Raw genomic sequence first — 23,161 nt, 5'->3', positions numbered from 1 at the left:
CCCCGCCCCTCTAAGTGTTCTTATGACGGTCACCCCCCGGAGAAACCCCCCCCCTCGTCCGGGGAACCGGCGTCCGCCCCCCCCCCCCCCGGCGGGGCGGGCCCGCGGCGATGAGTTCCGGCCGGTCGGGCGGTCTACCCGCACGTGGATGACAAGACGCCCGTCCTCGTGCTCGTGCCGACCGGCCCCGTCCGCCGGGACGAGGCGGCGGGGTGGTGCGCCGCCGTGCGGGAAGCGCTCGCGGACGGTGGCGGGATCGTCGTGTGCGACGTGGGCGGGCTCGGGCCGCCGGGGCTGGCGGCCGTCGATCTGCTCGCCCGGCTGGAGCTGACCGCCCGCCGGGCCGGCGGGCGGATACGGCTGCGGAACGCCGGTCCGGAACTAGGCGCGCTGCTGGGCCTCGTCGGCCTGCGCTTCCAGACGGAGGGGCAGGCCGAAGAGCGGGAACCAGCGCTGGGTGTCGAGGAAGCAGTGGAAACCGGTGATCCGCCCGGCTGAGATCTCCAGCACCTGCACCGCCCACGGCGTGAACCCGCCGTTCTCCTCGTCCGGCTTGTAGTGCGCGAACGCCGGCAGCCCGTTGGCCTGGACCGGCACCAGCCGGGACCCCGCGCAGGAGGCACCGATGGTCAGCATGAAACCGGTGATGTCCGAGGTGCCGCGCAGCCACAGGTCGAACGGCGGCATCGTCATGACGGCGTCCTCGTGGAGCAGTGCCGTCAGCGCCGCCATGTCATAGCCCTCGAACGCCTTCACATACCGCTCCAGCAGCTTTCGCTGCTCCTCGTCCAGCGGGTCGGACACCGCCCCCTCGGCCCCCGTGTCCGCGCGCTCGGCGAGCGTGGCCCGGGCCCGCTGCAACGCGCTGTTGACCGACGCCACCGAGGTGTCCAGCAGCTCGGCCACCTCGCTCGCCTTCCACGCGAGCACCTCGCGCAGGATCAGCACCGCCCGCTGCTTGGGCGGCAGTTGCTGGAGCGCCGCCATGAAGGCCAGCCGCACCGACTCCTTGGCGACCGCCGCCTCCGCCGGGTCCGCCACGGCCGGCAGCACCCGGGCGTCCGGCATCGGCTCCAGCCAGGTGTGGTCCGGGCGCGGCACGAGCGCCGCCTGCGCGAGCGGGGTCGACTCCGTCAGATCCATCGGCCGGGCCCGCTTGTTGCCCGCCGACAGCATGTCCAGGCACACGTTCGTCGCGATCCGGTACAGCCACGACCTGAGCGAGGAGCGGCCCTCGAACTTCTCGTGGCTCCGCCAGGCGCGCACCAGGGTGTCCTGGACCGCGTCCTCGGCCTCGAAGGAGGAGCCCAGCATCCGGTAGCAGTACCCCGTCAGCTCGGTCCGGTGCTTCTCCAGTGCGACATCGAGATCCGCCGTCGCCGTTCCGTTGCCCATCGTCCACCCACCCCTGCGGCCGTCCCCGCGGCGCACCGTCGCGCCCCAGCACCTCGGAAGCTACCGCAGCCCACCGACAATGGCCGCCGGAGTCGGGAAATGCCGGGTGCGCGGGGGTCGCCCCCCGCGCCCGAGCGGCGCACGCCGGGCAAGGCCGGCGCGCGCCGCGAACGCCCGGAGGCCCGGCGGGCGCACGGGCCGCCAGGACACCCCGGTGCGGCGCGCGGGGGCGAGGGCACCCCGGTGCGGTACCCGGGGGCCCGAGGCACCCGGAGTCAGTGCGCGGGAGCCTGCGCCGGACGCACGACCGTCCGCCGCGCCGCCACGGAGCCGAGCACGGTGATCGCCACCACGCCCAGCACCGCCAGCAGGCCGACGCCGACCGTGCCGGTCCAGCCGCCCGAGCGGAAGGCCAGCGCGCCGACCGTGCTGCCCACGCTGGAGCCGACGTAGTACGCGGACTGGTACAGCGCCGAGGCCTGGGCACGGCCGTGCGTGGCCGTCTTGCCGACCGCGGAGGAGGCCACCGCGTGCCCGGCGAAGAAGCCCGCCGTGATCAGCACCAGGCCGAGCAGGACCAGCGGCAGCAGCGCGGCCAGCGACAGCAGCAGGCCCGCCGCCGTCGTACCGCCCGCCAGGTACAGCGCGCCCCGGCGGCCGAACCGGCCCACCAGCCGGCCCGCGGCCGAGGCGGAGACCGTGCCCACCAGGTACACCAGGAAGATCGAGCCCACGATGCCCTGCGGCAGCCCGAACGGCGCCGCCGTCAGCCGGTAGCCGATCACCGTGTAGACACCGCCGAACACCGTCATGAACAGCGCGCCGATCGCGTACAGGCGGCGCAGCAGCGGATCGGCGAGGTGGCCGCGGACCGTGCCGAGCAGGACCCGGGGACGCAGCGAGCCCGGCGTGAAGTGGCGCGGCGCGGGCAGCAGCAGCCGGAACGCCACCGCGCAGGCGACCGCGAGGGCACCGATGACGCCGACCGAGACCCGCCAGCCCCACTCCTGCGCGACCCAGCCGGTGATCACCCGGCCGCTCATGCCGCCGACGCTGTTGCCCGCCACGAACAGCCCGATGGCGGTGACCAGCGCCTTCGGCCGGACCTCCTCGGCCAGATAGGCCGTCGCCGAGGCCGGCAGTCCCGCCAGCGCCGCGCCCTGCACGCCCCGCAGCACCACCAGCGCGCCGAGGGACGGCGCGAAGGGAACCAGCAGTCCGACGGTGACGGCGACGGCCAGCGAGGCCGTCATCACCGTACGGCGCCCGAACCGCTCCGACAGGGCGCTCATGGGCAGCACGAACAGGGCCAGTCCGCCGGTCGCCGCCGCCACCGTCCAGCTCGCCTCGCTCGCCGCGACCCCGAACTCCCCGGAGATCAGCGGCAGCAGGGCCTGGGTGGAGTACAGCAGGGCGAAGGTCGCGACCCCGGCGAGGAAGAGGGCGAGGCTCATCCGGCGGTAGCCGGGGCCGCCCGGAGTCATGCGGGAGTCGGACCCGGTGACGTCGGAGCCGGAGGATCCGGGGACGGGAACGGACGGTACGGCGCCCACGTTGGTGGACGCCCCGGTACTGGCGGGAGACATACCCCGACCGTAGGGACCGTCCGGCTCATGCGTCCAATGCATGGAACGGCCATAATCGTTCCCATGGCGCATCAGCACAGTTCACAGCCCCGGCTGTCACCGTTCGGTGACACAGAAGACATGGCGCTGTCGCTCGCGCCCCGCCTCGCCTACTTCGCCGGGGTGGCCCGCACGGAGCATGTCACCCGCGCCGCGCAGGAGATGAACGTCCCGCAGTCCACGCTCTCGCGCGCCATGGCCCGCCTGGAACGGGACCTGGGCGTCGACCTGTTCGCCCGGCACGGCCGCACGGTCTCCCTGACCACCGCGGGGCGCACCTTCCTCGCCTTCGCCGAGCGGGCCCTCGCCGAGATCGAGCGGGCCGCCGAGGAGGTCCGCGCGGACGCCGACCCGGCCACCGGCAAGGTCGCCTTCGGCTTCCTGCACACCATGGGCGCCGAGACCGTGCCCGGTCTGCTGCACGCGTTCCGCGCCGGCCATCCGCGCATCCGCTTCAGCCTGGTGCAGAACTACGGCGAGGCGATGCTGGAGCGGCTGCGCGCCGGCGAGCTGGACCTCTGCCTCACCTCGCCGGTGCCCGACGCCCCCGATCTGGTCGCCCGCCGCCTGGACGAGCAGAAGCTGCGCCTGGTCGTCCCCGCGGACCACCGGCTGGCCGCCCGCCGCCGCATCCGCCTGGCCGAGGCGGCCGAGGAAACCTTCGTCACCCTGGAGCCCGGCTACGGCCTGCGCCGCATCACCGACGACCTCTGCCGCCAGGCGGGCTTCCGGCCGAGGGTCGCCTTCGAGGGCGAGGAGGCCGAGACCCTGCGGGGCCTGGTGGCGGCCGGTCTCGGCGTGGCCCTCCTGCCCCCGCCCACGGTCCCCCGCCCGGGCGTGGTGGAACTGACGGTCACGGCCCCGCGGGCGGCCCGGGAGATCGGCGTGGCCTGGCTGGCCGACCGCCCGGACACACCGCCGGTGGCGGCGTTCAAGAAGTTCCTGCTGTCGAGGCGCGGCAACCTCCTGCCCTGAGGGCGGCGCCCCGGCCCTACCGCCGCAACGACCGCCCGAACCCCGCCGCCAGCGGCATCCGCAGGCCGATCGGCGGGGGTGCGGCCAGGGCGTCCTCCACCGGGCGGGAGACGGAGTGGCCGAAGAGGGCGCCCAGGACGAAGTCGGCCGTCAGGGCGAGGACTTCGGAGCGGTGGCCGTGCAGGCCGTGGCCGTCGGAGTGCACCTCGAAGCGGCACACCTCGCGGTTCGCCTTCTTCGCCCGCTCCGCGTACCGGAAGGACAGTTCGGGATCGGTGCGTTCGTCGTTGGTGCCGTGGACGATCAGCACCCGGCGGCCGGCCAGCTGCTTCACCGGCTCGGCCGGGGCGGCCACGTCGTCCTCCGGGAGCCAGGGGGCGAGCGCCACCACGGAGTCGACGGCCTCGTGGCCGCCGGCGCGCAGCGCCGCCCGGCCGCCCATGTCGACGCCGACCAGGCACACGGGGACATCGCCGTAGCGGCGCACGACCTCGTCGGCGGCCCACTCGGCGTCCGTCGCCTGATGCGCCTCGCCGCCGTTCCAGCCGCGGTAGCGGTAGTGGACGCGGTGGACGGCCAGCCCCTCGGCGCGACCGGCGCGGGCGAGGGCGCGGCCCAGGGAGCGGATCAGGGGAAGGGAGCGCAGGGGGGAGGGCCGGCGGTCGGAGACCTCCTCACCGCCGGGGAGCAGCAGCACCGCTCCGCACACCGGAGCCGGCGCCGGGCCGACCGCCTTTCCCAGCCTGGCCGTTCGCACCGGCGTCGCTTGCTGTCCCATGACAGAACAGTGTCAGAAGGGGCGGTACACGAAACCCGTACGGCGGGTCACCGTTGCGTATCGACGGAAAAGCATCGGAAACAGCGCCGGACCCGGATCGAGGGTTCTCCGTCAATGCGATGAAATCGGCGTTCATTCCTTTCGATGAACCTCTCGCGGTGATCAATGAGGCCGTCGGGTCCGGATATGCCGAGCCGAAATCCGAATGACCGTTCCGGCAGGCGGCGCCCACCAGCGGTTCCGTCGGTCCGGGCGCCCGGTCGCCGTGTGCCGGTCGGTGGGGGAAGCGGATGCAATGTCACTCGGCGTCCGCATTTCGGTGTTTGCGGGGAGTGGTGTGTGATGTTTACGGTCGTGGACCGCTCGGATCGTTCGTGATCTCCCGTTTCCGCACGCAAGGACGCATGCACCATGAAGCAGTCTGCTGCCAAGACCCTCGGTGTCGCCGCCCTGGGCGCCGTCGTCGCCGTCGTCAGCGCGGGCGCGGCCAACGCGGCCCCGGCCGCCCCGGACGCCGCCCACACCCTGGACACCGTCACGAAGCTGCTGCCGCCCGGGCAGGTCGTGGACGCGCTGCCCGACAGCGGAGCGGTGAAGACGCTCAAGCCGCTGGCCAAGCGTGGCGTCGCCGCCGCGGTGCCGGCCGTCCGCAAGGGCGCGGCCGTCGCGCAGCCCGTCGCCGAGCGCGCCGTCGCCGAGGGCCCGACCAAGCCGGTCGCCGGGCTGCTCGGCGGACTGCCGCTGAAGGGCCTGCCCACGAAGGGCACGCCGGTCAACGGGCTCCCGCTCGGCTGACCCCCACCGGGACACGCGGGGCGCCTCCGGCCCGTCCGGACGCGCCCCCTGTGGCGCGCTCGCCCCGGCCGCGGCGCTCACCAGGCGGTACGGGCCTTGTCCTCGGACGGCAGGAGCAGCCACAGCGCGATGTACAGCAGGAACTGCGGGCCCGGCAGCAGGCAGGACACCAGGAAGATCACCCGCATCGTCGTGGCCGAAGTGCCGAAGCGCCGGGCCAGTCCGGCGCAGACTCCGCCGATCACGCGGCCGTGGGTGGGGCGGGAAAGGGCGGCCATGTCGGCTCCTCCGTGGTCGTCGGCTCGCTCCCGAGCCGGTGGCGGGACCCCGGGCGGGTCCCTCAACTGCACTCCACGGTAGGCGGACGAAGAGGACGAAGCATCACTCTAAGGTGCGATCCCGACCCTGGGAATCGTCGGGGTACGGCCCTGAGACAGCTCCTCCGCGAGGCCGACCGCCGGCCCGGCCGCCGCACCCGGCTCCCGCGCCGTCCGCCGCCGCAGCCAGGACCGTCCGGCCGGTACGACGGCCAGGTGGGCCAGCACGACCCCCGCCGTGTTCAGCAGCACCGAGTCGACGTCCACCACCCGGCCCGGTACACCGGTCTGCAACAGGGCGATGCCGAGCGAGATCAGCGCGCCGGCCGCGGCCGTCCGCAGCAGCGAGGCGAGCGGGGAGACGGCCGGTCTGCCGTGCGCCGCCGGCAGCAGCACGCCCAGCGGGGCGAGCAGCGCCAGACCCTCGCCGAGCGGCCGGGCGGCACCCGGCCAGCCCAGCGCCAGATCGGCCCGGATGCCGGCCAGCGGGCGCAGGTTCGGGGGCATCACCCAGGGGACGTCCAGGGGGCGCAGCATCAGCCAGGCGACGAGGGCGAGGTGCGTGGCGAGGAGGACACCCCCCGTCACACGGATGCGGATCGCGGCGCTGCCGCCGATGGAGCCTTGACGCTGCACGCCCCCCTAGACGCGGGCACGGGGCGGAACGGTTCCGCGGTGAAAACGTTTCGGCACGGGCACGCCGGGGTTCCGTCGGGGGCGCGCACGGGAGCGCCCGCGCCGGGGGACACCCGCAGGGGTGGCCGTACGCCCCCTTAAGGCGCCGTACGCCCCCCGAGGCGCCGGACCCCCGCGTCCCGCCTACTCCGTGACCTCGCCGGACGGCGGCTGGGCGCTGTGCGGGTGGTCGCGCACCTCGTCCGTGCAGGCGTACCGGCGCACCGGGCCCGCGTCCGGGCCGCCCAGGATGACCGAGCCGTCGCCCTCCGTGGCCGCCGAGTCGGACAGCGTGCACACCAGCTGGGCCAGGGCGTCGGAGGTCAGCCGCGAGGGTGCCGTGCTGAGCCGGAGCGCGTCCTCGGGGTCCTTCGGGCCGGGCCCGCGCACCCCGAGCCCGCCCGGGACGTACGTCCGGTAGCCCGCGGAGCGCTCCGCTGCCGACGGGGACGCGGCGAGCTGGTCCAGCAACCCCTGCGCCACGATCACCCGGCGCCGGGCGTCCGGGGTGCCCTCCGGGACCGGCACCGTGCGGTCCACGGCGACCAGGGACGCCCCGCACAGCAGGAAGACCTGCACCGGCACCCCGTGCGCGGACTGCGTGGACCGGTCCGGCCCGGTCAGCGAGCACGGCACCCGGGACGGCGCCGGCCCGAAGTCGGTCGGCACCTCCGTGGCCCGGATGCCGCAGCCGGTGAGCAGCGCGCCGAGGAGGGGCAGCGCCACCAGGCGTCGTACGGTCATGACCCCTCCTTCCCCGTGCTGTCCCGCCCGGTCCCGGCGCCCTCGGCGTCCTTGGTGTCCTTGGTGTCCGTGTCGTCCCCGCCGTCCTGCTCGGTCAGCCGCGAGGCGTCCCGGGGCAGCCGGAGCGTGAAGACCGCGCCGCCCTCGGCGGAGTTGGCGGCGGTGATCTCGCCGCCGTGGATGTGGGCGTTCTCCAGGGCGATGGACAGGCCGAGCCCGCTGCCCTCGGAACGCGGCCGGGAGGCGCTCGCCTTGTAGAAGCGGTCGAAGACGTGCGGCAGCACGTCCTCGGGGATGCCCGGCCCGTGGTCGCGGACCCGGATCTCGACCGAGTCGTCCGCCTCCCGCACCGACACCCGCACCGGCGACCCGCCATGCTTGAGGGCGTTGCCGATCAGGTTGGCGAGGATGACGTCCAGGCGGCGCGGGTCCAGCCGGGCGTGGATGCCGCGCTCGGCGTCCAGCTCGACCGCGTCCAGCCAGGCCCGGGCGTCGATGCAGGCGGTGATCTGGTCGGCGACGTCGACGTCGTCCAGCACCAGCCGGGCGGTGCCCGCGTCGAAGCGGGTGACCTCCATCAGGTTCTCGACCAGGTCGTTGAGCCGCCGGGTCTCGCTGACCACCAGCCGGACCGCGGGCTCGATCATCGGGTCCATGCTGCCGGTCTCCGCCTCCAGCTCCTCCTCCAGCACCTCCGTGACGGCGGTGATGGCGGTGAGCGGGGTGCGCAGCTCGTGCGACATGTCGGCGACGAACCGGCGGGACGCCTCGTCCCGCGCCGCCATCTCCGCGACCCGTTTCTCCAGCGCCTCGGCCGCGTTGTTGAACGTCCGCGACAGATCGGCGAGTTCGTCGGTGCCGGAGACCCGCAGCCGGGTGTCCAGCCTGCCCTCGCCGAGCCGCCGCGCGGCCACCCCGAGCCGGTGCACCGGCTTCAGCACGGTCGTGGCGGCGGCCTGCGCGAGCAGCGCGGCGCCGATCAGCGCGAGCCCGGTCGCGATGCCCAGCGACCAGGCCAGCGAGTTGAGGTCCTTCGCCTCCGGCTCCAGCGACTTCGCCATGTAGCCGGTCGGACCGCCGCCGATGACCCGCGTGCCGGCCACCAGGAACGGCGTGCCGTGGTCCACGACCCGCTGCCAGTACAGGTGGTACGGCTCCGCGTTCCGGTCGCCGACCCGCTGCCGCTCGGTCACGGCCGCGCGCAGCGAGGACGGCACGTCCTCCAGCGCGAAGCCGTTGATGCCGCCCGAGTTGCCGTACACCGTCTTGCCGTCGGTGTCCGTGGCGACCAGCAGCACGCTGAAGCGCTGGCTGCTGGCGGCCATCTGGCCGGCGGCGCGCTGCAGTTGGTCCTGGGACGGGTGCTCGGGCAGCGCGCCCGCGCGGTTCTGCATCTCCTGCCGGAAGTCGCGCAGCACCGCGTCCTGGGCGCGGGTGAGCACCGCCTCCCGGTTGAGCCAGTAGGCGATGCCCGACGCCGACACCGCGGCGGTGAGCGCGACCAGCGCGAACACCACCACCAGGCGCAGCCGCAGGCTGGTGAACCTCAGGCGCGACAGACTTCCCCCTCGCCCCGCGGCCCAGCCGCGCAGCCTCCCTCGCGTACCGGTCACTGAGGGGCGTCCAGGCGGTAGCCGACACCTCGGACGGTACGGATCAGCGTCGGGGACGACGGCACGTCCTCGACCTTGGCGCGCAGCCGCTGCACACACGCGTCGACCAGGCGCGAGTCGCCCAGGTAGTCGTGCTCCCACACCAGCCGCAGCAACTGCTGCCGGGACAGCGCCTGCCCGGGCCGCCGGCTCAGCTCCAGCAGCAGCCGCAGCTCGGTCGGGGTCAGCTGGAGGTCCTCGCCGTTCTTCGTGACCGTCATCGCCGAACGGTCGATGACGACGTTGCCGAAGGTCGCCGAGTCGCTGGACTCGCGCTCGCCGCGCCGCAGCACGGCCCGGATCCGGGCGTCCAGCACCCGGCCCTGCACCGGCTTGACGACGTAGTCGTCGGCCCCCGACTCCAGCCCGACCACGACGTCGATGTCGTCGCTGCGCGCGGTCAGCAGGATGATCGGGAGCTGGTCGGTGCGCCGGATGCGGCGGCAGACCTCGAACCCGTCGATGCCGGGCAGCATCACGTCCAGCACGATCAGGTCCGGCCGCTGCTCGCGCAGCAGTTTCAGGCCGTCCTCGCCGCTGGCAGCGGTGGCGACCCGGTGTCCCTGGCGCGTCAGGGAGAGCTCCAGGGCCGTACGGATGGCGTCGTCGTCCTCGATCAGCAACAGGGAAGGCACGGCTTCATTCTGGCCCATGGACGGGGTGTCGTACGACCTGCCCGCACCACTGCTCGCGCACCGCCACCCACCGTACGCGGCACGTCACGGGCCTCGCCGGAGGTCCGCCGCACCCCTGTGACAGGTCTGTGACAGTCGGCGGACACGGCCATGAAGTGGCCCCGGCAGGCTTTTCGTCACGGGCCGGACGGGGAGCGAGCCGGTCCGGCACGAACGATTCACCGGAAGTCCACGACGGGGAGCGCGAGATGAACACGCTGCACGGCATCAGCACCAGCGCAGTGGTCACGCGTCTGCACGACGTGCGCCGGGGGTCCGAGAAGTCCGGTGCCGCGGGCATGCGGGGGTGCGCCCGCGGCACCGGGCGTCAGCACCCGGCGTACATGTCGGTGGTTGACGCGCACAGGGGGGAAACGCACGGGGGAGCCGCGTACGGGGAGGACCCGGGGGAGCGCCGTTCGCTGTCGGAGGCGGAGTTCACCGCCTACGTCCAGGAGCGCCGCGCCTCCCTGTACGCCACCGCCTACCACCTGACCGGCGACCGCCACGAGGCCGAGGACCTGCTGCAGAGCGCGCTGTTCTCGACGTACCGGGCCTGGGACCGGATCAGCGACAAGGCCGCGGTCGGCGGATACCTCCGCCGCACCATGACCAACCTGCACATCAGCGCGTGGCGGCGGCGCAAGCTCAACGAGTACCCGACCGAGGAACTGCCGGAGACGCCCGGCGAGACGGACGCGATGCGCGGCACCGAGCTGCGCGCGGTCCTGTGGCAGGCGCTGGCCCGGCTGCCCGAACTCCAGCGCACCATGCTGGTCCTGCGCTACTACGAGGGCCGCACGGACCCGGAGATCGCCGACATCCTCGGCATCAGCGTCGGCACGGTGAAGTCCAGCATCTGGCGCTCGCTGCGCCGCCTGCGCGACGACGAGGTGCTGAGCCTCGGCCGTGACGAGGAGACCGCCTTCGGCGAACTGGTCGCCTGAGGGCAGGGCCACCGGGGGGTGGCCCGAGGGGGGGAACACGGGGGACAGGGGGATACGGGGGACCACTGGGGAGTGGGCCCGCGGGGGGAAACACGGGGGAACAACAGGAACGGGACTGGTGGTCCGGGGGGACCTGCCAGTCCCGTTTCGCGTGCCCGCCGCGGCGCTCAGGCCGGCGTCTGCTGCCGTACCTGGCGGCCCGCCGCCGCTGCCGCCAGCCGGCCCAGCGCCTCGTCCCGGTCGCAACGGTGCGCGCCGAGGGACACCTGCCGGGCGACGATCGACCGCTCCGCGCGCATCAACCGCCAGCCGCGGCGCAGCAGGAACGGCACCGACTTGCGGCCCTCCCTCAGATCGCGCACGAAGCGCCGCCGGAAGGTGGTGAACGCGCCGCGGGACAGGCACAGGGCGTCCGCCAGCACCCCCAGTTCCCGGCAGCGCCCGACGATCTCCGCGGCGAAGACGCCCTCCGCGATGAACAGCGGGGTACGGCCGATGCGCAGCGTCTCCTCGCCGGTCCGGGCGCTCAGCGCGATGTCGTACACCGGCACCGGCGTCGACCCCGTGGCGCACAGCCGGGCGATGGCCTCGACCGCGACGTCCGCGTCCCAGGAGCCCGGATGGTCCCAGTCGATGTCCGAACTCCCCTCCACCAGGGGCAGGGTCGGGTCGTCACCCTCCTTGTAGAAGTCGTCCAGGCGCAGCACGGGGAGCCCGGAGCGGGCGGCGACGAGGGACTTGCCCGAGCCCGAGGGGCCGCACAGCAGCACGACACGGGCGGGAGACGGAGGATGAATGCTCACGGAACACCAGTTTGACGCATGACGGAGCGCCTGCCGAGCCCGCGGGTCGGCTTTTGAGCGTGAGCCCCGCCTCAACTACCCTTCGTGCCGACACGATCACCCAGTGCAGCAGAAGGTGGCATCAGCAATGGCCCGACACGCCTCCCCCCAGCACCTCACCGCGCAGCGCGCCCTGGCCGTCCTCGCCGTCGCGGGAGCGGCCCTGGGCGCCGGGGCGGCCTCGGCGTCCGCCGAGACGGTCCCCGGCACGGGCGTGACCTACCGCCCCGTCGACACCGGCACCATCGACCCCGAGGCCGGCCTGCGCGCCTTGACGGGCATCGTCGGCTACGTCACCGGCCCGGTCGCCGGTCTCAAGCCCAACCCGCTGGCGGGCACGGGTGTCGACCCGCTGGACAACGGCGTCGGAACCCAGGTGGCCGACTTCCAGCCGGTCGGCACCCAGATGCTGACGCGCCCCCTGGCCCAGGCGCGGTCGCTGGGCAGCGTGCCGCTGGCGGGGCCGGTCCTCGCGTCCCTGGGCCACTGAGGCGCCCCCGCGCGGAGCCCCTCAGTAGGAAGAACCGCCCGCGCCCAGCGACCCCGTCGGGTGCCACACCGTCTTCGTCTCCAGGAACGCCGTCAGCCGCTCGGTCCCGGGCGTCTCGAAGTAGTCCACAGCCTGTGGACGCAGGACCCGCTTCAGATTGTCGGCCGCCGCGATCTCCAGCTCCTTCGCCAGCACCTCGTCGGCGCCCGCGAGGTCGATCGCGTTGACGTCCTGGTGCGCGGCCAGCGGCGCCGCGAGTTCCGCCGTACGGCCGGACAGGACGTTGACGACACCGCCCGGGACGTCCGACGTGGCCAGCACCTCGCCGAGGGACAGGGCCGGCAGCGGGGCCTTCTCGGAGGCGATCACGACCGCCGTGTTGCCGGTGGCGATCACCGGGGCCACGACCGACACCAGGCCCAGGAAGGAGGACTCCTGCGGGGCCACGACGGCGACCACGCCGGTCGGCTCGGGGGAGGAGAGGTTGAAGTACGGGCCCGCGACCGGGTTGGCGCCGCCGGTCACCTGGGCGATCTTGTCGGTCCAGCCCGCGTACCAGACCCAGCGGTCGATCGTCGCGTCCACGACGGCCGCCGCCTTCGACTTGGACAGCCCCTCCGCGTCGGCCACCTCGCGCGCGAACTGCTCGCGCCGGCCCTCCAGCATCTCCGCGACGCGGTAGAGGACCTGGCCGCGGTTGTAGGCGGTCGCGCCGGACCAGCCGCCGAACGCCTTGCGCGCGGCGACCACCGCGTCGCGGGCGTCCTTGCGGGAGGACAGGGGCGCGTTCGCCAGCCAGTTGGCCTTCGAGTCGGTCACCTCGTACACCCGGCCGCTCTCCGAACGCGGGAACTTCCCGCCGACGTACAGCTTGTAGGTCTTGAAGACACTCAAACGGTCAGACATCGAGGTACGCCTCCAGGCCGTGGCGGCCGCCCTCGCGGCCGAAGCCCGACTCCTTGTAACCGCCGAACGGCGAGGTCGGGTCGAACTTGTTGAACGTGTTGGACCAGACGACACCGGCGCGCAGCTTGTTCGCGACGGCCAGGATGCGCGAGCCCTTCTCGGACCAGATGCCGGCCGACAGGCCGTACTGGGTGTTGTTGGCCTTGGCGACGGCCTCGTCGGGCGTACGGAAGGTGAGGACCGACAGCACCGGGCCGAAGATCTCCTCGCGGGCGATCGTGTGGGCCTGGGTGACGTTCGTGAACAGCGTCGGCGCGAACCAGTAGCCGGCGTCGGGCAGTTCGCAGGCCGGGGACCAGCGCTCGGCGCCCTCGGCCTCGCCCCGCTCGGCCAGCGCGGTGATCCGGGCGAGCTGCTCGGCGGAGTTGATCGCGCCGATGTCGGTGTTCTTGTCCAGCGGGTCGCCGAGGCGGAGCGTGGACAGCCGGCGCTTGAGGGCGTCCAGCACCTCCTCCTGGACCGACTCCTGCACCAGCAGGCGGGAGCCCGCGCAGCAGACCTGGCCCTGGTTGAAGAAGATGCCGCTCACGATGCCCTCGACGGCCTGGTCGACCGGCGCGTCGTCGAAGACGATGTTGGCGCCCTTGCCGCCCAGTTCGAGCGTGAGCCTCTTCGCCGTGCCGGCGACCGTGCGGGCGATCTCCTTGCCGACGGCCGTGGAGCCGGTGAAGGCCACCTTGTTCACGTCCGGGTGCGCGACCAGCGCCGCGCCCGTCCGGCCGTCACCGGTCACGATGTTGACCACACCCCTCGGCAGACCGGCCTGGCGGCAGATGTCCGCGAAGAACAGGGCCGACAGCGGGGTGGTCTCGGCGGGCTTGAGCACCACCGTGTTGCCGGTGGCGAGCGCCGGGGCGATCTTCCACGCCAGCATGAGGAGGGGGAAGTTCCAGGGGATGACCTGGCCCGCGACGCCCAGCGGGCGCGGGTTCGCGCCGAAGCCGGCGTGGTCGAGCTTGTCGGCCCAGCCCGCGTAGTAGAAGAAGTGCGCGGCGACCAGCGGGAGGTCCGCGTCGCGGGTCTCCTTGATCGGCTTGCCGTTGTCCAGCGTCTCCAGGACGGCCAGCTCCCGGCTGCGCTCCTGGATGATCCGGGCGATGCGGAACAGGTACTTGGCGCGCTCGGCGCCGGGCAGGGCCGACCACTTCTCGAACGCCTTGCGCGCCGCCCTGACCGCCCGGTCGACGTCTTCCGCGTCGGCCTGGGTGTACTCGGCGAGTACTTCCTCGGTGGCCGGAGAGACCGTCTTGCCGAGACCCCCACCCGAGCTTTCGACGAACTCCCCATCGATGAACAGGCCGTACGACGGGGCGATGTCGACGATCGCGCGCGATTCGGGCGCGGGAGCGTACTCGAATGCCATGTTTCAGTCCACCGTTACGTAGTCGGGGCCGGAGTAGCGGCCCGTGGCCAGCTTCTGGCGCTGCATCAGCAGGTCGTTGAGGAGCGAGGAGGCGCCGAAGCGGAACCAGTGGTTGTCCAGCCAGTCCTCGCCCGCGGTCTCCTTGACCAGCACCAGGAACTTGATCGCGTCCTTGCTGGTGCGGATGCCGCCGGCCGGCTTCACGCCGACCTGGACGCCGGTCTGCGCCCGGAAGTCGCGCACGGCCTCCAGCATGAGCAGGGTGTTCGCGGGGGTCGCGTTGACGGCGACCTTGCCGGTGGAGGTCTTGATGAAGTCGGCGCCGGCCAGCATGCCGAGCCAGGAGGCGCGGCGGATGTTGTCGTACGTCGACAGCTCGCCGGTCTCGAAGATGACCTTCAGCCGGGCGCTCGTGCCGCAGGCCTCCTTCACGGCGACGATCTCGTCGTACACCTTCAGGTACCTGCCGGCCAGGAAGGCGCCCCGGTCGATGACCATGTCGATCTCGTCGGCGCCGGCGGCGACGGCCTCGCGCACGTCGGCCAGCTTCACGTCGAGCGCGGCCCGGCCGGCCGGGAAGGCGGTGGCCACGGAGGCGACCTGCACGCCGGAGCCGGCGACGGCCTCCTTGGCGACGGCCACCATGTCGGGGTAGACGCAGACCGCGGCCGTCGTGGGGGCCGTACGGTCCGTGGGGTCGGGGTGGACCGCCTTGGCGCCGAGTGCCCGGACCTTGCCCGGGGTGTCCGCGCCTTCCAGCGTCGTCAGGTCGACCATCGAGATGGCGAGGTCGATGGCGTACGCCTTCGCGGTGTTCTTGATGGAGCGGGTGCCGAGGGACGCGGCGCGCGCCTCCAGGCCGACCGCGTCGACGCCGGGCAGCCCGTGCAGGAAGCGGCGCAGCGTGCTGTCGGACGCGGCGACGTCCGAGAGAACGTGGGCTGAGGATGCGGTAGTGGGCATGGTCACCAGACGAGCATATCTACGCGCGTAGCGGATGGGAAGTCCCGCGACGGCGCCCCCGGGGCGGGACCCGTCACAGGGGTGACGCCGGGTGCCGGGCGAATCACGTGCGGGGACGTTCCGGCGGGGTGGTGGCACGGCGGGGGGCGTGGGGCAGAATCGGGCCATGACCACCCCGGACCACCCGTCACCCGCGTCACAGCCTCCGGTACCCGCCGCCAAGGACCGGATCTACCGCTCGCCCCTGGGGCTGGCGGGGGGCGCGCTGCTGCTCCTGGTCGTGCTCTGGCTGGGCTTCGACGCGCTGTTCAAGGGGCACGGTCGCACCCCGTGGCTGGCGCTGGCCGGCCTCATCCTGGTCGTGCCGCTGCTCCTCGCCTTCACGCTCCGCCCGGCGGTCTTCGCCAACGAGGAGCGGCTGCGCGTGCGCAACCCGTTCCGGGTGATCAGCCTGCCCTGGGGCGAGGTCGCCGGCCTGCGCTCCGGCTACACCAACGAGGTCCTCGCCAGGTCCGGCGCCAAGTACCAGCTGTGGGCGGTCCCCGTCTCGCTGCGCGCCCGCAAGAAGGCGGCGCGCCGGCAGCAGCGGGCGGCGGCGGACGCGGCCCGGGGCGGGGCGGGCGGCCGGGGCGGTGCCCTCGCGCCGAGCGGCCTGGGACTCGGCGGGTTCTCCCTGCGCGGCCCGGACACCGGGCCGGCCCGCGCCGAGACCGACAAGGTCATGGACGACCTGCGCGCCCTCCTCGAACAGCACGGCGGGACCGAGTCGGCGCAGGGGGAGGTCACCGTGCGCTGGGCCTACGAGGTCGCCGCGCCCGCGGTCGCCGGCGCGGTCCTCCTCGCGATCCTGCTCGCCACGGGGTGAGGCGGGGCGACTCCGCGCGCCGCCACGGCCGCCGCGCCCGCCCTGTGCGTTCTTCCGCGCCGCCGGGCCCCCGAGGGGTCCGGCGGCGTTCGTCGTGAAGGGACGGGACGGGACGGGCCCGGCCCGGACCACCGGCGGCTCCGGCCATCCGGGCCGGCCGCGTGCCGGGGTGCGGGGCCCCTCCTGTGGAGGGTGCCGCCCGGCCGGGGCGACGGTGGGCGCCCGGGGAGCCTTGGCGCGGCGGTGTGCCGTGGTGCGCAGGGCGCGGTGGGGACGGCCCGGGCGGGTGGCCGGTGAACGGTTCGGCCATCCGGGCCGGGTGTGTCGCGGGTGTTCGGGAAGCTCCGTGCGGCGGCCGGTGGACGGCGCACGGACCGGCCGCGTCGCGGGGGTGTGCCGTGGTGCGCAGTGCCGTGTGGGAGGTGCGGGCGCGGGGTGGGGACGGCCCGGGCGGGTGGCCGGTGAACGGTTCGGCCATCCGGGCCGGGTGCGTGCCGGGGTGCGGGGCCCCTCCTGTCGAGGGTGTCGCCCGGCCGGGGCGAGGGTGGGTGCCCGGGGAGCCTTGGCGCGGCGGTGTGCCGTGGTGCGCGCAGTGCCGTGTGGGAGGTGCGGGCGCGGGGTGGGGACGGCCCGGGCGGGTGGCCGGTGAACGGTTCGGTCACCCGGGCCGGGTGCGTCGCGGGTGTTCGGGAAGCTCCGTGCGGCGGCCGGTGGACGGCGCCGGCGCCCGGACCGGCCGCGTCGCGGGGGTGTGCCGGAGGACGACGCGCCGGCGCCGGGCCCCCGGCGGGGAGCCCGGCGCGGTCGTCCGCAAGGGGCGCGGGTCAGATGCCCGCGGCCGCCGACAGGTCGCGCTTGACGGCGGCCAGGAGCTCCGCCGCGCGGGTGCGGGCGGCCGGCAGGCCGGCGGGCGCCGAGACCGGCACGACGACCTCCAGGTAGCACTTCAGCTTCGGCTCGGTGCCGCTGGGGCGGACGACGACCCGGGCGCCGTCCAGGGTGTAGCGCAGGCCGTCGGTGGGCGGCAGGCTCTCCGAGCCGAGGCTCAGGTCCTCGGCCCGGACGACGGGCAGACCGGCCAGCTCGGCCGGCGGCCGCTCGCGCAGCCGGCGCATCGCGTCCGCGATCAGCGACAGGTCCTCCACCCGCACCGACAGCTGGTCGGTGGCGTGCAGGCCGTGCTCCACGGCGAGGTCGTCGAGCAGGTCGAGAAGGGTGCGGCCCTCCTCCTTCAGCACCGACGCCAGCTCGGTGATCAGCAGCGCGGCGGTGATGCCGTCCTTGTCGCGCACGCCCTCGGGGTCCACGCAGTAGCCGAGGGCCTCCTCGTAGCCGTAGCGCAGGCCGTCGACGCGGGCGATCCACTTGAAGCCGGTCAGGGTCTCCTCGTACGGCAGCCCCGCCTTCCCGGCGATCCGGCCGAGCAGGGAGGAGGAGACGATCGACTCCGCGAAGGTGCCCCTCGCGCCGCGGCGCACCAGGTGGGCGCCGAGCAGCGCGCCGACCTCGTCGCCGCGCAGCATCCGCCAGTCGGCACCGTCCTTGACGGCCACCGCGCAGCGGTCCGCGTCGGGGTCGTTGGCGATGATCAGGTCGGGCTCGGCCGTACGGGCCCGGGCGAAGGCCAGGTCCATCGCGCCCGGCTCCTCCGGGTTCGGGAAGGCGACCGTCGGGAAGTCCGGGTCCGGCTCGGCCTGCTCGGCGACCAGCACCGGCTCGGGGAAGCCGGCCCGGGCGAAGGCGGCCAGCAGCACGTCCTTGCCGACGCCGTGCATGGCCGTGTAGACCGTGCGGGCGGTGCGCGGGGAGCCCGCCGCCAGGACGGCGTCCGTACGGGCCAGATAGGCGTCCAGGACCGAGTCGTCCAGGATCTCCCAGCCGGCGTCCGGGCGCGGGACGTCGTGCAGGGAGGCGATGGCGTCGATCTCGGCGGCGATCTCCGCGTCGGCGGGCGGCACGATCTGGGAGCCGTCACCGAGGTAGACCTTGTAGCCGTTGTCCCGGGGCGGGTTGTGGCTGGCGGTGACCTCCACGCCGGCGACCGCGCCCAGGTGCCGGATCGCGAAGGCCAGCACGGGGGTGGGCAGCGGGCGGGGGAGCACGGCGGCGCGCAGGCCGGCGCCGGTCATCACGGCGGCGGTGTCCCGGGCGAAGTCGGCCGACTTGTGCCGGGCGTCGTAGCCGACGACGACCAGGCCGTCGCCCCGGCCCTGCTTCCTCAGGTACGCGGCGAGTCCGGCCGCGGCGCGGATGACGACGCCGCGGTTCATGCGCATGGGGCCGGCGCCCAGCTCGCCGCGCAGGCCCGCCGTGCCGAACTGGAGCGTGCCGCCGAACCTGGCCGCCAGCTCCGCCGTGTCGCCGGCCTCGATCAGCTTGGCGAGTTCCTCGCGGGTCTCCTGGTCGGGATCCTCGGCGAGCCAGGCCTCGGCCCGGGCGATGAGATCGTCGTGCACCTTGGGATCAACCTCTCCTAGTCGTCACCGGGGGCCGTGCCCCCGGACCCTCCCGTCCGTCCGCTCGTCCACCCGGAACCGCCGGCCGGGAGGTGGGCGCACGGGAGTCCCGTCCACCGGCGCCGGGGCGCCCGCGTCCGCTTACAGCCTGCCCAGCACCTGCGTCAGCAGCTGGCCCATCCGGGCCGCCGAGTCGCGGCCGGCCTGGAGGACCTCCTCGTGGTTGAGGGGCTCGCCGGTCATGCCCGCGGCCAGGTTGGTGACCAGGGAGATGCCCAGCACCTCGGCGCCCGCCTCACGCGCGGCGATGGCCTCCAGGACCGTGGACATGCCGACCAGGTCGGCGCCGATGACGCGGGCCATGCGGATCTCGGCCGGGGTCTCGTAGTGCGGGCCGGGGAACTGGGCGTAGACGCCCTCCTCCAGCGTGGCGTCGATCTCCTTGCACAGGGCGCGCAGCCGGGGCGAGTACAGGTCCGTCAGGTCGACGAAGTTCGCGCCGACGATCGGGGACGTCGCCGTCAGGTTGATGTGGTCGCTGATCAGCACCGGCTGGCCGGGGCGCATGCCCTCGCGCAGACCGCCGCAGCCGTTGGTGAGCACCACGGTCTTGCAGCCGGCCGCGACCGCCGTGCGCACGCCGTGCGCCACCGCCGCCACGCCGCGGCCCTCGTAGTAGTGGGTGCGGCCCAGGAAGACCAGGGCGCGCTTGTCGCCGAAGGAGTACGAGCGGACCTTGCCGCCGTGGCCCTCGACGGCCGGCGGCGGGAAGCCGGGCAGCTCGGTGACCTGGAACTCGGCGTCGGGGGCGCCCAGCGCGTCGACGGCCGGGGCCCAGCCGGAGCCCATCACGAGGGCGACGTCGTGGGTCTCGGCGCCGGTGAGGGCGCGCAGGCGCGCGGCGGCGGCGTCGGCGGCGGCGTAAGGGTCGCCCTGGATGTCGTCCGGAAGAAGAGATGCGTTCACGCCGATGAGGGTAACCGCTCTTCGCCTACGCGCGTAGATGACAGAGCACACGGGATTGGGTCCGTTGTGTCGTCGTTTTCCACAAAGGGAGGGCGAACCGGGAGGTAAGGGGCGGGTCGCCGGTCTCAGCAGGGGCGCTTGCGGAGTTCCATCACATAGTCGTGCGGGGCCCCCGCCGACTCCGCCGCGTCGGCGATCTCGCCCAGATAGCGCGCCGACGGCAGCCCGCCCTCGTAGCCGTCGAGGACGTAGGCCCAGGCCGGCTCCTCACCGTCCAGGGTGTGCGCGCGCACGCGGACCCGGCGGTAGAGGCCGAGCCCCACCCCTTCCCACCGGTCGAGCGACTCCTCGTCCATCGGCGCGATGTCGTACAGGCCGACGAAGACCTGGGCCAGCGGGTCCTCGACGATCGTCGCCAGCGCGCCCTCCCAGCCCAACTGCTCGCCGCCGAAGGTCAGCCGCCAGCCGTTCAGCCAGCCGGTGGCGCGCAGCGGGGAGTGCGGGGCGCGGCGGGACATCAGGCGCGCGTCGAGGTTGCCGGCGTAGGCGGCATAGAGCGACATGGGGAGAGGGTACGGCAGCCGCCCCGCGCGCCCCGTGTGCCACGGGAGCGATCCGGTGGTGCCCCGGGGCAGTGGCACCTTGAAGCGTGCGGGACAATGGAGTACGTGACTCGGATCGTGATCATCGGTGGCGGACCCGGCGGATACGAGGCGGCGTTGGTGGCCGCCCAGCTCGGCGCGGAGGTGACCGTCGTCGACTGCGACGGTCTGGGCGGAGCGTCGGTGCTGACCGACTGCGTGCCGTCGAAGACCCTTATCGCTACGGCCGAGGTGATGACCACCTTCGACTCCTCCTACGAGGAGCTGGGGATCATCGTCGCCGACGACACCCCGCCGCTGGAGCGGTCGGCCCGGGTGGTCGGGGTGGACCTCGGCAAGGTCAACCGCCGGGTGAAGCGCCTCGCGCTCGCCCAGTCCCACGACATCACCGCCTCCGTCACGCGCGCCGGCGCCCGGGTGCTGCGCGGGCGCGGCCGGCTGGACGGCATGCAGGCCCTGGACGGGTCCCGGAAGGTCGTCGTCACCGCCGCCGACGGCACCGAGGAGACCCTCACCGCCGACGCCGTCCTCATCGCCACCGGCGGGCACCCGCGCGAGCTGCCCGACGCCCGCCCCGACGGCGAGCGCATCCTCAACTGGACCCAGGTCTACGACCTCACCGAGCTGCCCGAAGAGCTGATCGTGGTCGGCTCCGGCGTCACCGGCGCCGAGTTCGCCGGCGCCTACCAGGCCCTCGGCTCCGAGGTCACCCTCGTCTCCTCCCGCGACCGCGTGCTGCCCGGCGAGGACCCGGACGCCGCCGCCGTGCTGGAGGACGTCTTCCGGCGCCGCGGCATGAACGTCATGGCCCGCTCCCGCGCGCAGTCCGCCAAGCGCGTCGGCGACCGGGTCGAGGTGACGCTGGCCGACGGCCGGGTCATCACCGGCACGCACTGCCTGATGGCCGTCGGTGCCATTCCCAACAGCGCGGGCCTGGGGCTGGAGGAGGCCGGGGTCAAGCTGCGCGAGTCCGGGCACATCTGGACCGACAGGGTCTCGCGCACCACCGCCCCCGGCGTCTACGCGGCCGGCGACGTCACCGGCGTCTTCGCCCTCGCGTCCGTGGCCGCCATGCAGGGGCGGATCGCCATGTACCACTTCCTGGGCGACGCGGTGGCCCCGCTGGACCTGAAGGCGGTCTCCTCGAACGTCTTCACGGACCCCGAGATCGCCACCGTCGGCTACACGCAGGCGGACGTGGACGCGGGCAAGATCGACGCGCGCGTGGTCAAGCTGCCGCTGCTGCGCAACCCGCGCGCGAAGATGCAGGGCATCCGGGACGGCTTCGTGAAGATCTTCTCCCGGCCGGGCACCGGGATCGTCGTCGGCGGTGTCGTGGTGGCGCCGCGCGCCTCGGAACTGATCCACCCCATCTCGATCGCCGTCGACAACAATCTGACGGTCGAACAGATCGCGAACGCCTTCACCGTGTACCCCTCCCTTTCGGGGTCGATCGCGGAGGTCGCCCGCCAGCTGCACACGCGCAAGGCGAGCGCGGAGGGCTGACGGTCCAGGCCGGCTTTCCGCTGGTCACAAGGGCGTGGGGCGTCGACGGACGGTGAAGCCGGGCCGGTCGGCGCCCTATACCACTTCGCACCCCACCCTGCGAACAACTTCTGCTATTCGGCGCAAACTGCTGAAACCAGACGGTCGCTGGGGTTACTGTCAGTTTCGTGTTCGCTGCTGAACGTCGCCAATTGATCCTCGAAATGGTGCGAGCGAACGGTGCCGTGTCGCTCCGTGAGCTCGCCCGCGTCGTCCAGACCTCCGAAGTGACCGTACGGCGGGACGTGCGCGCACTGGAGGCCGAAGGACTCCTCGACCGCCGGCACGGCGGTGCGGTGCTGCCGGGCGGGTTCACCCGGGAGTCCGGGTTCCCGCAGAAGTCGCACCTCGCGACCGCCGAGAAGACCGCCATCGCCGACCTCGCCGCGGGCCTCGTCGACGAGGGCGAGGCCATCGTGGTCGGGGCGGGGACGACCACGCAGGAGCTGGCCCGCCGCCTCGCGCGCGTGCCGGGCCTGACGGTCGTCACCAACTCCCTCCTGGTGGCCCAGGCACTGGCCCACGCCAACCGGGTGGAGGTCGTGATGACCGGGGGCACCCTGCGCGGCTCCAACTACGCCCTCGTCGGCTCCGGGGCCGAACAGTCCCTCCACGGCCTGCGCGTCTCCAAGGCGTTCCTCTCCGGAAGCGGCCTGACCGCCGAACGGGGCCTGTCCACCTCCAACATGCTCTCGGCGTCCGTCGACCGGGCACTCGTCCAGGCCGCCGCGGAGGTCGTGGTCCTCGCCGACCACACCAAGCTGGGCACGGACACGATGTTCCAGACCGTGCCGACGGACCTGATCACCCGCCTGGTCACCGACGAGCCCCCGGGCCACGACGACCGCGCGGTCACCGAACTGCAGGCCCTCGCCGACCAGGGCGTCCAGATCGCCGTTGCGGGGGCGAGCGGAAACCCGGGGGGTGACCAGGTCCCAGCGGGCCGCCGCACCCCCCTGCCGGGACCCCGCAGAAGCCACACCCCCACGCTGCGCTCCACCACCCCCCTCCCCGACCCGACCCCGTCCGAACGGGGACGCGTGGCGGATCTGCGGCGGCGCTGAGCGGCCCGCCGCAGGGGCCGCCCCGTACGGCGCGGACACTCGGCCGACGGTCGCCGGGCGAGGCGGGCACGGCGTGCGCCGACGCCGCCCACGGGGCGGTCGCGGCCACCGTCGTGAGAGCGCGGCGCGAGACCAGGGCGATGCGGCCGGCCCGCGGGAGGGCCCGGCGGGGGCCCGGGGCGGACGGGCGGCGAAGCCGCGGCGTCCACGCCCGCACCGCGCCTTCCGCCACCGACCGCGCCGAGGCGGGCGGGGGCCCGCAACGCGGCCGGCCCCCGGCGACAGGCGCCAGGGGCCGGCTCACTGCCGTCCGACTGCGGTTCAGTCCTTGATCTCGCAGATGGGGGCGCCGGAGGTGAGGGAGGCACCGATTTCGGCGGTGAGGCCCTTGACGGTGCCGGACTTGTGGGCGTTGAGGGGCTGTTCCATCTTCATGGCCTCCAGGACGACGACGAGGTCGCC

At 73.9% G+C, this 23,161-nt stretch carries 24 protein-coding genes and 1 pseudogene; 9 read left to right on the top strand and 16 right to left on the bottom strand.

Annotated elements, in window-relative coordinates; genetic code table 11:
• Positions 1-144 precede the first annotated feature (144 nt).
• The gene (locus tag ACZ63H_RS35955; RefSeq protein ID WP_469872401.1) at positions 145-498 is read left to right on the top strand and encodes an STAS domain-containing protein; all 354 of its coding nucleotides are present in this window, start codon (positions 145-147) and stop codon (positions 496-498) included.
• Here ACZ63H_RS35955 and ACZ63H_RS35950 read toward each other — a convergent pair.
• Positions 382-1,395 carry a sigma-70 family RNA polymerase sigma factor gene (locus tag ACZ63H_RS35950; protein WP_469872399.1) on the bottom strand — a complete coding sequence of 338 codons (1,014 nt, stop codon included), beginning with the start codon at positions 1,393-1,395 and terminating at the stop codon, positions 382-384. The two genes, ACZ63H_RS35955 and ACZ63H_RS35950, sit on opposite strands and share 117 nt — an antisense overlap.
• A 275-nt stretch (positions 1,396-1,670) precedes the next feature.
• Positions 1,671-2,981 (bottom strand): MFS transporter, encoded by a 1,311-nt coding sequence (locus tag ACZ63H_RS35945; protein ID WP_469872397.1) that lies wholly within the window; start codon positions 2,979-2,981, stop codon positions 1,671-1,673.
• Between the two features lie 63 nt (positions 2,982-3,044).
• Here ACZ63H_RS35945 and ACZ63H_RS35940 point away from each other — a divergent pair, with 63 nt between their 5' ends.
• The gene (locus ACZ63H_RS35940; RefSeq protein WP_469872395.1) at positions 3,045-3,995 is read left to right on the top strand and encodes a LysR family transcriptional regulator; all 951 of its coding nucleotides are present in this window, start codon (positions 3,045-3,047) and stop codon (positions 3,993-3,995) included.
• Between the two features lie 16 nt (positions 3,996-4,011).
• Here the strand turns inward: ACZ63H_RS35940 and ACZ63H_RS35935 are convergent, their stop codons facing one another.
• Positions 4,012-4,773, bottom strand: a complete 762-nt coding sequence (locus tag ACZ63H_RS35935) for an alpha/beta hydrolase family protein (RefSeq protein ID WP_469872393.1) — start codon at positions 4,771-4,773, stop codon at positions 4,012-4,014.
• An 89-nt stretch (positions 4,774-4,862) separates the two neighbouring features.
• Between ACZ63H_RS35935 and ACZ63H_RS35930 the strand changes: the two are divergent.
• Both ACZ63H_RS35930 and ACZ63H_RS35925 read left to right on the top strand, forming a co-directional pair.
• A pseudogene (locus ACZ63H_RS35930) lies at positions 4,863-4,982 on the top strand (adenosine deaminase); the annotation flags it as partial.
• A gap of 202 nt (positions 4,983-5,184) precedes the next feature.
• Positions 5,185-5,568, top strand: coding sequence for an ATP-binding protein (locus ACZ63H_RS35925; protein ID WP_469872391.1), 384 nt, complete (start codon positions 5,185-5,187; stop codon positions 5,566-5,568).
• A 77-nt stretch (positions 5,569-5,645) separates the two neighbouring features.
• Here the strand turns inward: ACZ63H_RS35925 and ACZ63H_RS35920 are convergent, their stop codons facing one another.
• From ACZ63H_RS35920 to afsQ1, 5 genes are all read right to left on the bottom strand, one after another.
• Positions 5,646-5,846: a PspC domain-containing protein gene (locus ACZ63H_RS35920; protein WP_469872389.1), complete on the bottom strand. Its 201-nt coding sequence runs from the start codon at positions 5,844-5,846 to the stop codon at positions 5,646-5,648.
• 108 nt (positions 5,847-5,954) lie between these two features.
• Positions 5,955-6,521: a VanZ family protein gene (locus tag ACZ63H_RS35915; RefSeq protein WP_469872387.1), complete on the bottom strand. Its 567-nt coding sequence runs from the start codon at positions 6,519-6,521 to the stop codon at positions 5,955-5,957.
• Positions 6,522-6,704: 183 nt separating this feature from the next.
• Positions 6,705-7,304: a hypothetical protein gene (locus tag ACZ63H_RS35910; RefSeq protein ID WP_469872385.1), complete on the bottom strand. Its 600-nt coding sequence runs from the start codon at positions 7,302-7,304 to the stop codon at positions 6,705-6,707.
• Positions 7,301-8,917, bottom strand: coding sequence for an ATP-binding protein (locus ACZ63H_RS35905; RefSeq protein WP_469872383.1), 1,617 nt, complete (start codon positions 8,915-8,917; stop codon positions 7,301-7,303). Before ACZ63H_RS35905 ends, ACZ63H_RS35910 begins: the two co-directional genes overlap by 4 nt.
• Complete coding sequence (gene afsQ1 / locus ACZ63H_RS35900) at positions 8,914-9,591, bottom strand: two-component system response regulator AfsQ1 (RefSeq protein WP_026248263.1); 678 nt, start codon at positions 9,589-9,591, stop codon at positions 8,914-8,916. The genes ACZ63H_RS35905 and afsQ1 overlap by 4 nt, the downstream gene beginning before the upstream one ends.
• A gap of 248 nt (positions 9,592-9,839) precedes the next feature.
• On the opposite strand from afsQ1, the gene ACZ63H_RS35895 reads away from it, so the two are divergent.
• A complete protein-coding gene (locus ACZ63H_RS35895) occupies positions 9,840-10,577 on the top strand; it encodes a SigE family RNA polymerase sigma factor (RefSeq protein WP_469872381.1) in 738 nt (245 codons plus the stop codon).
• Between the two features lie 167 nt (positions 10,578-10,744).
• Here ACZ63H_RS35895 and ACZ63H_RS35890 read toward each other — a convergent pair whose 3' ends face one another.
• Positions 10,745-11,380, bottom strand: a complete 636-nt coding sequence (locus tag ACZ63H_RS35890) for a uridine kinase family protein (protein ID WP_469872379.1) — start codon at positions 11,378-11,380, stop codon at positions 10,745-10,747.
• A 127-nt stretch (positions 11,381-11,507) separates the two neighbouring features.
• On the opposite strand from ACZ63H_RS35890, the gene ACZ63H_RS35885 reads away from it, so the two are divergent.
• The gene (locus ACZ63H_RS35885) at positions 11,508-11,909 is read left to right on the top strand and encodes a hypothetical protein (RefSeq protein WP_469872377.1); all 402 of its coding nucleotides are present in this window, start codon (positions 11,508-11,510) and stop codon (positions 11,907-11,909) included.
• 21 nt (positions 11,910-11,930) lie between these two features.
• Here the strand turns inward: ACZ63H_RS35885 and ACZ63H_RS35880 are convergent, their stop codons facing one another.
• From ACZ63H_RS35880 to deoC, 3 genes are read right to left on the bottom strand one after another with little or no spacing between them, the layout of a single operon-like run.
• Complete coding sequence (locus ACZ63H_RS35880) at positions 11,931-12,815, bottom strand: aldehyde dehydrogenase family protein (protein WP_469872375.1); 885 nt, start codon at positions 12,813-12,815, stop codon at positions 11,931-11,933.
• Positions 12,808-14,238, bottom strand: coding sequence for an aldehyde dehydrogenase family protein (locus ACZ63H_RS35875; RefSeq protein ID WP_469872373.1), 1,431 nt, complete (start codon positions 14,236-14,238; stop codon positions 12,808-12,810). Before ACZ63H_RS35875 ends, ACZ63H_RS35880 begins: the two co-directional genes overlap by 8 nt.
• Before the next feature lie 3 nt (positions 14,239-14,241).
• Positions 14,242-15,207, bottom strand: a complete 966-nt coding sequence (gene deoC, locus ACZ63H_RS35870; RefSeq protein WP_469872371.1) for a deoxyribose-phosphate aldolase — start codon at positions 15,205-15,207, stop codon at positions 14,242-14,244.
• A gap of 160 nt (positions 15,208-15,367) precedes the next feature.
• Between deoC and ACZ63H_RS35865 the strand changes: the two genes are divergently transcribed.
• The gene (locus ACZ63H_RS35865; protein WP_469872369.1) at positions 15,368-16,066 is read left to right on the top strand and encodes a PH domain-containing protein; all 699 of its coding nucleotides are present in this window, start codon (positions 15,368-15,370) and stop codon (positions 16,064-16,066) included.
• A gap of 824 nt (positions 16,067-16,890) precedes the next feature.
• On the opposite strand, the gene ACZ63H_RS35860 is transcribed toward ACZ63H_RS35865, so the two are convergent.
• From ACZ63H_RS35860 to ACZ63H_RS35850, 3 genes are all read right to left on the bottom strand, one after another.
• A complete protein-coding gene (locus ACZ63H_RS35860) occupies positions 16,891-18,522 on the bottom strand; it encodes a phospho-sugar mutase (protein WP_469872367.1) in 1,632 nt (543 codons plus the stop codon).
• Between the two features lie 141 nt (positions 18,523-18,663).
• A complete protein-coding gene (locus tag ACZ63H_RS35855; RefSeq protein ID WP_469872365.1) occupies positions 18,664-19,488 on the bottom strand; it encodes a purine-nucleoside phosphorylase in 825 nt (274 codons plus the stop codon).
• 125 nt (positions 19,489-19,613) lie between these two features.
• Positions 19,614-20,051, bottom strand: coding sequence for a gamma-glutamylcyclotransferase family protein (locus tag ACZ63H_RS35850; protein ID WP_467933141.1), 438 nt, complete (start codon positions 20,049-20,051; stop codon positions 19,614-19,616).
• A gap of 96 nt (positions 20,052-20,147) precedes the next feature.
• Between ACZ63H_RS35850 and ACZ63H_RS35845 the strand changes: the two genes are divergently transcribed.
• Both ACZ63H_RS35845 and ACZ63H_RS35840 read left to right on the top strand, forming a co-directional pair.
• Entirely contained in the window at positions 20,148-21,596 is a 1,449-nt protein-coding gene (locus ACZ63H_RS35845) for an NAD(P)H-quinone dehydrogenase (protein ID WP_469872364.1), read from the top strand.
• A gap of 203 nt (positions 21,597-21,799) precedes the next feature.
• Positions 21,800-22,699 carry a DeoR/GlpR family DNA-binding transcription regulator gene (locus tag ACZ63H_RS35840; protein ID WP_469872362.1) on the top strand — a complete coding sequence of 300 codons (900 nt, stop codon included), beginning with the start codon at positions 21,800-21,802 and terminating at the stop codon, positions 22,697-22,699.
• A gap of 321 nt (positions 22,700-23,020) precedes the next feature.
• Here ACZ63H_RS35840 and ACZ63H_RS35835 read toward each other — a convergent pair.
• Positions 23,021-23,161, bottom strand: a 141-nt coding sequence (locus tag ACZ63H_RS35835; protein ID WP_469872403.1) for an acyl-CoA carboxylase biotin carboxyl carrier protein subunit, incomplete at its 5' end; no start/stop codon positions are given.

Source organism: Streptomyces sp. NPDC104831, assembly GCF_055583025.1.
The sequence above is the reverse complement of the archived record's forward strand: the minus strand, read 5'-3'. Positions and strand labels throughout refer to the sequence as shown.